The sequence below is a fragment of the Maribacter sp. genome (assembly GCF_049667165.1).
In the GTDB taxonomy this organism is placed as follows: Bacteria; Bacteroidota; Bacteroidia; order Flavobacteriales; family Flavobacteriaceae; genus Maribacter_A.
Genome location: NZ_JBATHS010000056.1, coordinates 1 through 9,881, shown reverse-complemented (window position 1 = coordinate 9,881; position 9,881 = coordinate 1). Strand labels below are relative to the sequence as shown.

Below are 9,881 nucleotides of genomic sequence, written 5' to 3'. Positions count from 1 at the left end.
GACAATATTATTTCAATGCCACCCACCTATGGTATGTATAAGGTGTTATCAGGGATCAATGCCATCGAAAATCGGGAAGTATTGTTGACCAAGGCATTTCAATTGGATGTTGAACGAATATTGGCCCAAGTCGATGATTTTAGTAAGATTATTTTCATTTGTTCTCCGAACAATCCGACAGGAAATACGTTTTCCGAAGTCGCGATCCTCGAACTTTTGAAAGGGTTTGCCGGCTTGGTCGTTATTGATGAAGCCTATATTGATTTTTCGCCCAAGGCGAGTTGGTTGAAAAGATTGGATGAATTCCCTAATTTGGTTATAACCCAAACCTTGTCAAAAGCCTACGGATTGGCAGGAATACGACTAGGACTTTGTTTCGCTTCAAAGGAAATCATCGCTATTTTGAATAAAATAAAACCGCCGTATAACGTAAATGAATTAACACAGCAGCACGCCTTACAACAAGTACTACAACCAGGGGTCTTAACTTCAGAAGTAGCTGAAATATTGAAACAGAAAGAGGAAGTATGTACTTTATTACATCAAATACCCTTTATTGAGCACGTATTTCCTTCCGACGCCAATTTTGTGCTTGTCAAAGTTGATGATGCCAATGAAAGGTATGAACAACTCGTTGCAAAAGGTATCGTTGTCAGAAATAGGACCACCCAACCCCTATGTGGGAATACCTTACGATTTACAATTGGGACAAAAGAAGAAAATAGGAAATTGATCAATGCCCTAAAAGAAATAGCATAACATGAAATGAGCCATAATAACTCTTGAAGCAAACCGAGTAGTTAATTGGCGAATTACATATGACTTACAAGAAAATAAACATCAACAGATGAAAAAAGTATTATTTATCGATCGGGATGGCACGATCATCAAAGAAACCGCCGATGAGCAGATCGATGCGTTCGAAAAAATGGTTTTTTATCCGAAAGCCTTTACCTTCTTAGGGAAAATCGCAAAAGAACTGGATTATGAACTGGTCATGATCACCAATCAAGACGGACTGGGTACCGACGTTTTCCCGGAAGATACCTTTTGGCCTGTCCATAATTTTATCTTGAAGTCCTTTGAGAACGAAGGGGTGGTTTTTGATAAGGTATTTTTGGATCGTACGTTTCCCTATGAAAATGCCAACACCCGCAAACCAGGTACGGGTTTGTTGACAGCCTATTTTTCGGAGGATTATGATTTGGCCAATTCTTTTGTGATTGGGGATCGTTTAACCGATATGGAACTGGCCAAAAATCTCGGTGCCATGGGAATTTTCATCAATGACAACACACATTTGGGTACCGATGAAATATCGGTGAAAAGAGATGAGTTAAACGATGTGATAGCCCTTGAAAACAATGATTGGGAAAAGATTTATGAGTTTTTGAAATTGGATGACCGGATGGCGGAAACCAAGCGAAAGACGAATGAAACGGATATCCTAATCAAATTAAACCTCGATGGCACGGGAGTTGGCAATATCGATACAGGCTTGGCATTTTTTGACCACATGTTAGATCAATTGGCGCGGCACGGTCAAATGGACTTGGATATTAAGGTGAAAGGAGACCTAGAGGTAGATGAACACCATACCATTGAAGATACCGCTATTGCCTTGGGAGAAGTTTTTCATAAGGCCTTGGGCAACAAATTGGGCATTGAACGCTATGGTTTCTGCTTGCCTATGGATGATTGTTTGGCCCAGGTTGCCATCGATTTTGGTGGACGTAACTGGTTGGTATGGGAAACTGAATTTAAACGGGAGATGATCGGACAGATGCCGACTGAGATGTTCCAACACTTTTTTAAGTCTTTTACAGATGGGGCCAAGGCCAATCTGAATATAAAAGCGGAAGGCGCAAATGAGCACCATAAGATAGAGGCTATTTTCAAGGCATTTGCCAAGGCAATAAAAATGGCGGTAAAAAGGGATGTTGAAAAAATGGTGCTACCAAGTACAAAAGGAATGCTTTAATGAAAATAGTTATTATAAATTACGGAGCTGGTAATATCCAGAGTATAAAATTTGCCATCCAGCGATTAGGATATGAGGCCATATTATCTCAAGATGCCGAAGAAATCCAAAATGCGGATAAAGTAATATTTCCGGGTGTAGGCGAGGCAAGTAGTGCCATGAAAATGCTAAAACAAAGCGGACTGGACACCTTGATTTCTCAATTAGAACAACCGGTCTTGGGCATTTGTCTAGGGATGCAGTTGATGTGTCACTCTTCCGAAGAAGGGAATACCAAAGGGTTGGGAATTTTTGATGTTGATGTGGTCAAATTTACGAATGAAGTAAAGGTTCCCCAAATAGGGTGGAATGAAATTTCGAATCTAAAAACAGGATTGTTCACAGGGGTTTCCGAAAATGACCACATTTATTTAGTGCACAGTTTCTATGCCCCATTATGTAAAGAAACCATCGCCACCTCAGAATATGGACTTTCCTACAGTGCGGCCTTGGCCAAGGACAATTTTTATGGGGTACAGTTTCATCCAGAAAAAAGTAGTTTGGTAGGAGAACGAATTATAAAGAATTTTTTAGAATTATAATATGCGAATAATACCGGCAATAGATATTATCGAAGGCAAATGTGTTCGGCTTTCCAAAGGGGACTATAGCACAAAAAAAATATATAATGAAAACCCCTTGGAAGTCGCTAAGGAATTTGAGGCACATGGCATCAACTATTTACATTTGGTGGATTTGGATGGCGCAAAATCAAAGCACATAGTCAATCATAAGGTACTAGAGCAAATAGCTGCCCAAACCAAGCTTAAAATTGATTTTGGCGGTGGTTTAAAGCGGGATGAAGATTTGAAAATAGCCTTTGAAAGTGGTGCAAATCAAGTTACGGGGGGCAGTATTGCGGTAAAGGATAAGGAAGTGTTTTTGGGATGGTTGGCACAATATGGGGCCGATAAAATAATTTTAGGTGCGGATGCCAAGGATGAAAAAGTCGCGGTTTCCGGTTGGCTGGAGGAGTCAAAAGAGGATTTAGTGCCTTTTATACAAGCATATCAAAAGAAAGGGATTGCTTATGTCATTTGCACCGATATCAGTAAGGATGGGATGTTAGAAGGGCCTTCTTTTGAGCTCTACCGAAAAATATTGAATAAGGTTCCAACTCTAAAATTGATTGCCTCAGGCGGTATCTCGACCTTTGGCGAACTGCCCAAACTGGCAGAAATGGGCTGCGAAGGCACTATTATCGGGAAGGCCATTTATGAAAACAGAATTAGCTTAAAACAGTTGGAAGAATATATTTTATCCTCATGATTATGGAAGAAAAACTAAGGGAGGAGTTTGTGCAGAATTCCCTGTATCGTCTCGATGAGAATACGCGAATGAACTCCATTTCGTTAGCACAACTGTCCGAAAAGGATATTTGGAAACGCCCCAACGAATCCCTGAACAGTATTGGTAATTTGATTTTGCATATATGTGGCAATATGACCCAGTATGTCATTTCCTCTTTGGGCGGTACGGAAGATATTCGGGAACGTGATATAGAATTCGGAACGACTACTGGTTATACCAAAAAAGAATTGCTTCAAAAATTAATTGAAACCGTTGAAATGGCCAAGCGGGTAATTAATGATGCCAAGGTTGACCAACTCGTCAGAAAGCGTGAAGTACAGGGGTTCTATTTTTCAGGAATCGGTGTTGTTTTACACGCTGTTGAACATTATTCCTATCATACCGGTCAAATTGCCTTTTGGGTAAAACAGGTAAAGAACATGGATTTAGGCTTTTATGATGGCCAAGATCTCAACGCAAAAAATTCAGATTAAGATGTTGGCAAAAAGAATAATCCCATGTTTGGACATCAAAGATGGTCGTACGGTAAAAGGTATCAATTTCGTTGACCTTCGTGATGCTGGGGATCCCGTTGAACTCGCAGAAATATACAGTAAGGAAGGTGCGGACGAACTCGTTTTTTTAGACATTTCCGCGACGGAACAAAAAAGGAAAACGCTGGCGGAATTGGTGTACCATGTTGCTGAAAAAGTGAATATCCCATTTACGGTAGGCGGTGGCATATCTTCGGTTGAAGATGTTGACATATTACTTCATAACGGTGCGGACAAGGTTTCCATCAATTCATCCGCTGTTAAGAATCCACAGCTGATCAATGATCTGGTAGCCAAATTCGGTTCCCAATGTATTGTTGTGGCCATTGACGCCAAGGAAATCGATGGGGAATGGATTGTACATTTGGTAGGAGGGAAGGTGCCTACCGAAATAAAACTATTTGATTGGGCCAAGGAAGTGGAAGAGCGCGGTGCAGGCGAAATATTGTTCACCTCAATGAACCATGATGGCACTAAAAACGGTTTCGCCAATAAGGCCCTTGCCAAATTATCGTCAACAGTGAATATTCCGATTATCGCTTCTGGCGGGGCTGGGAACATGCAGCATTTCGCAGATACATTTATCGAAGGGAAAGCCGATGCTGCTTTGGCCGCCAGTGTTTTTCATTTTAAGGAAATAGGGATAAAGGATTTAAAAACAAACCTACAGGAAAAGGGAATTCCCGTCAGACTATAAATAAAATGTCATCCCGAGCGCAGTCGAGGGGTCAGGTACACCAAAGGTCTTCGACTGCGCTCAGACTGTTATAAGTAAAATATGATATGAAAATAGATTATAAGAAAAACGCAGACGGACTAATACCAGCCATTATACAAGACGCTAACACCAAAAACGTGTTGATGTTGGGGTATATGAACGATGAGGCCTATCAAAAGACCTTGGATACCAAAAAGGTGACTTTTTATAGTAGAACCAAAAAACGCCTATGGACAAAAGGAGAGGAAAGTGGTAACTTCCTCCACGTGGTAACCATTAAGAATGATTGTGATAATGATACCCTCCTGATTTCAGTACATCCGTCCGGACCTACTTGTCATAAAGGAAGCGATACGTGTTGGAACGAGGATAACGTGCAAGAATTTGGGTTTTTGACTCAATTGGAAACGGTTATTGATCAAAGAAGAAAAGCGGCCGATGGCAGTAAATCATATGTAGCTTCATTGTTCGAAAAAGGCATTAATAAGATTGCCCAAAAAGTGGGGGAAGAAGCAGTGGAAGTGGTCATAGAGGCCAAGGATGATGATGATAACCTATTTCTGAATGAAAGCGCGGATTTATTGTTCCACTATCTGATATTGCTGCAAGCAAAGGATTTTAAACTCAATGATGTTGTTGAAGTTTTAAAAAAAAGAGAAAAAAAGTAAGCAGGAAATATTTTTTGGCAACATATTGTCCTATGCTGTAATTTGTTAAAATGCTTACGAAATATTTAAGCAGGGTACCCCTTCCCAATTGAAATTTCTTAAGCCCCACCAACGACAATGATGATATAAAGCTTCTACGATTTGATTTTATAGGGTTACTCCTAATGGTCTTGCGTATGAAATATAGTTTGCGACATTTATAGGAGCCGTGGGCAAGATACTGCGTTGGAAACGCTAACATTTCAGTATAAAACAGATCCTATTCTTTTCAATAGCTAAACCTTCTTATTCTTGATCATTGTAAGAACCATTTTAAACTTTTCGACCGCCACCAAGGCGTGTGGAATATTTGCAGGCATAATGATGGTATCGCCCATTTCAAGAATATTTGAAACCCCATCAATGATGATATCGGCTTTTCCATCAACGATCAGTACCATAGCGTCAAATGGCGTTGTGTGTTCGCTTAAGCCCTCTCCCTTATCGAATGCAAACAAGCTTATATTACCTGCTTCTTTTTTAAGCACATGTTTGCTGACTACCGCTTTATCCGCGTACGAAATGCTTTTTGCAAACGTGAATTTTTTTCCCTTTTCAAATTCGTTGTTTTCCATTACTTATCGATGTTTATGTATTGTTTGGTTTTAGTACTGGGACTCTTCCTCCAATTTACTATTTATCAAATTAAAACCAATCCAAAAGCCCTTGGAAAAGCCTTTATGAACTCTTATGCACAACCATTGTTGTCTCATCCCTACAACTCTTTAATGGCAATGTCTTTGAATGCAATTTTCAATTGATCATTTTTATGTAGTTGTAACGCAATGGAGCCTTTTTTGTCCGTGCCATATTTTTGATGCCAATTATCATCCAAGACACCTGTGCCATCGTAATCAGCTACTACATTATCATTAACAATAGTCGTGATATGATTGCCTTTGCATATAATAACCAAATCATTCCAATGAGGAGATTCATCAGCAAAATGATGGCGAACTACTTTTGGGGCATATGTTGCCTTATCAATATTCCAATCCGGTAAGTCAGGATAAATCCAACGTTGGTGCCCACGGGTTTCATCATAGATAAAACCGGTACGCCATGGATCGCTTGGGTGAATATCAATTTGAGGGCCGTCTAACCAGCCCTTGACGTTTGAACCTATTGCCTTGCTCTCGCTATCATAGTGACTTCTTATTTGAATACCACTGTTCCCAGAACTCGCTCTATAAGATTGAAATTTCAACTTCAATTCAAAATCGGAATATTCCTTTGTTGTTTGTAACCAGTTATAATCATGTGCTGTTATTCCAATAGAATTAACAACAATTGCCCCATCTTCTACACTCCAAAAATTATATTGTTGATCTTCTTTTACGGCTTTTACTTCCCAACCATCCAAATTCTCCCCATTGAACAATGCTACCCATTGTCCCGTATTTGAGTTCAGTTCATTAGAACTGATTAAGGCTTGCTCATCAAACCCTTGCTTTTCGGTTTTTTGATTTTGTTTGTTTGTTTCAGCACATGAAATACAAATCCCGAAAATTACTAAGACAGAAAAAATAAATTTGATGATATTCATTGGTGATCATTTAGTAGCGCATTTGATTTTCCTTTAGAGTAGTCTTTATTTTTTACAGTTAAAAACAGCTTCCAATACCGTTTTTCCGTTTAATTTATAAAAATGAGCGATTAATTCCTTTTATCCCAATTAGTTGCTTCCAATATCTTATGAAAGATTTCAGTATTTTCATAAACCCCAGAAAATGCTTCAGCTCCAGGACCATAAGCAAATACAGGGATTAATGTCGCCGAATGCCCATTGGTAGAAAAAGTCCCTGTTATTTCATTATAATCACTATACGATTCGCCATCTTCTGTTTTCTTAACAGTTGACGACAAGGTAAATCCTCCAGTTTCATGATCGGCAGTTACAATCACCAAGGTGTTTCCATCTTTCTCTGCAAAATCCAGCGCCTTACCAATAGCATCATCAAAATCAATAAGCTCTGAGATAAGGTAGTCAGCATTATTGTCATGACCTCCCCAATCTACTTGCGACCCTTCTATCATTATGAAAAAATCAGAATTAGCTACATCCTTAGTAAGAAATTGTATCCCTAATTCGGTGGCTTTAGGTAAAAAATCACCACGACCTTTGGCCATAGGATCCATATGTTCTTCTGCCAATAAATAGGCCATTTTCGATTGCTGTTTAATCTCTGCAAAGTCACCCAAGGCCATAGTATCTATCCCAAACCCTTTCATTTTCAATGCCTCCAATAAGTTCTTCCCATCTTTTCTTTTATTAAAGAACTTTGTACCACCTCCTGCAAAAAAATCGATATCAGAACCGACCATATCTGCGGCAATGTCTTCATATAGCCCTCTATTTGTAACATGTGCATAGAAACTTGCCGGAGTAGCATGTTGTATGGAGGAGGTAGAGACCAATCCGGTTTTAATATGTTGTAATGACGCAATTTCTACTATATTTTTAACTTCAGTAGAATCATCGGCAACACCAACCGCGCCATTATAGGTCTTTACGCCCGATGCAAAAGCGGTACCCCCAGCAGAGGAGTCGGTAATATCTTCTCGTGACGAAGACGTATTAATAAGCCCTATGTACTTAAAACGTGCGTAATTTGGACTGGTTTTCTTAAAATAAAATGCTGATGATACTTGCGACAAACCTGTACCATCTCCAATTAAAAGAATAACATTTTTAGCTTTTATAGGTGTTTCTTCTTTAATCATTTGTGATTTACAGGAGAAAAATGCCACTAATAGAACTAGATAAATCACGTTTTTATAGGTCATGTAATTGTGTTTAAATTATTGCCAACGATTCAGCTATAATACGTTGTATAAAATTAAGGATTTCCGTTCAGGAAATCCGCCGTAATTGTCTATAGATTTCGTTATAAAAGCATTTTTTAATTATTGGTTTTTAAGTTTTAATAATTATGTTGTTACATCTAATTTGAACGTTCGTTAGAATAGTACATTTGAATATGTTAGGATGCTTTTGCAGAGTATATGGACCCAAAGCGTTTTTATGAGTAAGAAAGAAAAAGGAACAATAAAAATAAAGAAGCCTTGGCCCACCAAGGATGCTATGGAGCAGGTGTATAAAATGAAGCTTTGGGGTGGTGGCAACGCTGATTTTTATTCTGGCGTTGGATCTCATGACCCTGAGATCGTAAACCCTTATATAGCTACTGTAACAGCATTTTTAACCTCTTTTAAAACGCCTTTGGTGGTATGTGATTTAGGTTGTGGCGACTTTAATATTGGAAAAGAATTGGTAAAGCATACGAAGAAGTATGTTGCCGTAGATATAGTAGCAGACCTTATTGCGCACAATAAAGAAAAGTTTAAAGCTGAAAATTTAGAATTCCAATGTTTGGATATAGCTGTGGATGAACTGCCTCCTGGGGATTGTGCTTTGGTTAGACATGTATTGCAACATTTATCCAATGCAGAAGTACAACGTATAGTACGTAAACTAACTGCTTTTGAATATGTGATTATAACCGAACATTTGCCTGAAGGGGATTTTGCACCCAATAAGGATATTATTTCCGGACAAAGTATTCGGCTAAAAAAACAAAGTGGAATAAACGTGTTGGCCCCACCATTTGATTTTAAGGTAAAAGAAGAAAAACAACTTTTGGCTGTTCGTTTAAATGAGTATCATGGGGTAATCGTAACTACATTTTATAGCCTTTTTTAACCATACCTATATCTTTGAAGGGGCAAGTTCAAAGAAAAAAGTACAAAGTACGAGCTATAAGATGTTTAGGAAATGAAGGTAAAGGTGTTACTTCGTACATCTATCCTTGTATTTCTGACCTCAATCTTCGTTAAGTTTTCTTAAAACTGATCTATGCTTTATTAATTGTATTATTTTTATACAATGCCTATAAATGTTAGAAAAGGATTTCGTTTTACTACCTACGAAGCACAGGAGCTATCTCCCTTCGATAAACTCTTCGATATTTTCCAAGAGCTCATCACCCATACTTCAGGAGATTTCGATGAGGCCATCGATTGGTTGCGTGAATTGGATAAGGAATACGAGCTGACCGATGAGCACTATACCATAGATGATTTTATTGAAGACTTAAAAGCCAAGGGATACATTCGTGAGGAATTTGAAGATGGGGGAGGAGAAGGTGAAGGCAAAGAGGGCAGCTCGGGAAATATATCCATTACGGCGAAAATGGAACGTATTATTCGGCAACGGGCCTTAGATCAGATATTCGGCAAATTGAAACGCAAGGGGGCCGGGAACCATAGAACGAACAAAGCGGGCCAAGGCGATGAGCATACCGGTGATTTTCGAGAATACCGATATGGCGATGGATTGGAGCACATCTCAATGACCGAAAGCTTAAAAAATGCCCAAATCAATAATGGGGTAGGTGATTTTTCATTGACCGAGGATGACTTGGTCGTTGAGGATACCCACTTTAAGGCCCAAATGAGCACGGTGTTGATGATCGATATTAGCCATAGTATGATCTTGTATGGGGAAGACCGAATTACACCTGCAAAAAAAGTAGCCATGGCCTTGGCCGAATTGATTACTACACGTTATCCCAAGGATACGTTGGATATTC

General features: G+C 39.0%; 11 protein-coding genes and 1 pseudogene. 9 read left to right on the top strand and 3 right to left on the bottom strand.

Annotated features, from left to right (window positions below; genetic code table 11):
* The 7 genes from WBM98_RS03655 to hisIE all read left to right on the top strand — a co-directional run.
* Positions 1 to 759 (top strand): pyridoxal phosphate-dependent aminotransferase (locus tag WBM98_RS03655; RefSeq protein WP_424364668.1); only part of this gene is annotated, 759 nt, incomplete at its 5' end.
* An 88-nt stretch (positions 760 to 847) separates the two neighbouring features.
* Entirely contained in the window at positions 848 to 1,981 is a 1,134-nt protein-coding gene (gene hisB, locus WBM98_RS03650) for a bifunctional histidinol-phosphatase/imidazoleglycerol-phosphate dehydratase HisB (RefSeq protein ID WP_424364667.1), read from the top strand.
* Complete coding sequence (hisH, locus tag WBM98_RS03645; protein WP_424364666.1) at positions 1,981 to 2,562, top strand: imidazole glycerol phosphate synthase subunit HisH; 582 nt, start codon at positions 1,981 to 1,983, stop codon at positions 2,560 to 2,562. Before hisB ends, hisH begins: the two co-directional genes overlap by 1 nt.
* A 1-nt stretch (position 2,563) precedes the next feature.
* Positions 2,564 to 3,289: a 1-(5-phosphoribosyl)-5-[(5-phosphoribosylamino)methylideneamino]imidazole-4-carboxamide isomerase gene (gene hisA / locus WBM98_RS03640; RefSeq protein WP_424364665.1), complete on the top strand. Its 726-nt coding sequence runs from the start codon at positions 2,564 to 2,566 to the stop codon at positions 3,287 to 3,289.
* Between the two features lie 2 nt (positions 3,290 to 3,291).
* Positions 3,292 to 3,804 carry a DinB family protein gene (locus tag WBM98_RS03635; protein WP_424364664.1) on the top strand — a complete coding sequence of 171 codons (513 nt, stop codon included), beginning with the start codon at positions 3,292 to 3,294 and terminating at the stop codon, positions 3,802 to 3,804.
* A gap of 1 nt (position 3,805) precedes the next feature.
* On the top strand, positions 3,806 to 4,561 hold the full coding sequence (gene hisF, locus WBM98_RS03630) for an imidazole glycerol phosphate synthase subunit HisF (protein WP_424364663.1): 756 nt from the start codon (positions 3,806 to 3,808) through the stop codon (positions 4,559 to 4,561).
* Between the two features lie 86 nt (positions 4,562 to 4,647).
* Positions 4,648 to 5,250 (top strand): bifunctional phosphoribosyl-AMP cyclohydrolase/phosphoribosyl-ATP diphosphatase HisIE, encoded by a 603-nt coding sequence (gene hisIE, locus WBM98_RS03625; RefSeq protein WP_424364662.1) that lies wholly within the window; start codon positions 4,648 to 4,650, stop codon positions 5,248 to 5,250.
* Between the two features lie 275 nt (positions 5,251 to 5,525).
* On the opposite strand, the gene WBM98_RS03620 is transcribed toward hisIE, so the two are convergent.
* From WBM98_RS03620 to WBM98_RS03610, 3 genes are all read right to left on the bottom strand, one after another.
* Positions 5,526 to 5,864 carry a cupin domain-containing protein gene (locus WBM98_RS03620; RefSeq protein ID WP_424364661.1) on the bottom strand — a complete coding sequence of 113 codons (339 nt, stop codon included), beginning with the start codon at positions 5,862 to 5,864 and terminating at the stop codon, positions 5,526 to 5,528.
* 140 nt (positions 5,865 to 6,004) lie between these two features.
* On the bottom strand, positions 6,005 to 6,835 hold the full coding sequence (locus tag WBM98_RS03615; RefSeq protein WP_424364660.1) for a 3-keto-disaccharide hydrolase: 831 nt from the start codon (positions 6,833 to 6,835) through the stop codon (positions 6,005 to 6,007).
* A 110-nt stretch (positions 6,836 to 6,945) separates the two neighbouring features.
* Complete coding sequence (locus tag WBM98_RS03610; protein ID WP_424364659.1) at positions 6,946 to 8,076, bottom strand: alkaline phosphatase; 1,131 nt, start codon at positions 8,074 to 8,076, stop codon at positions 6,946 to 6,948.
* A gap of 238 nt (positions 8,077 to 8,314) precedes the next feature.
* Here WBM98_RS03610 and WBM98_RS03605 point away from each other — a divergent pair, with 238 nt between their 5' ends.
* Positions 8,315 to 8,992 carry a class I SAM-dependent methyltransferase gene (locus tag WBM98_RS03605; protein WP_424364658.1) on the top strand — a complete coding sequence of 226 codons (678 nt, stop codon included), beginning with the start codon at positions 8,315 to 8,317 and terminating at the stop codon, positions 8,990 to 8,992.
* Between the two features lie 183 nt (positions 8,993 to 9,175).
* A pseudogene (locus WBM98_RS03600) lies at positions 9,176 to 9,881 on the top strand (hypothetical protein); the annotation flags it as partial.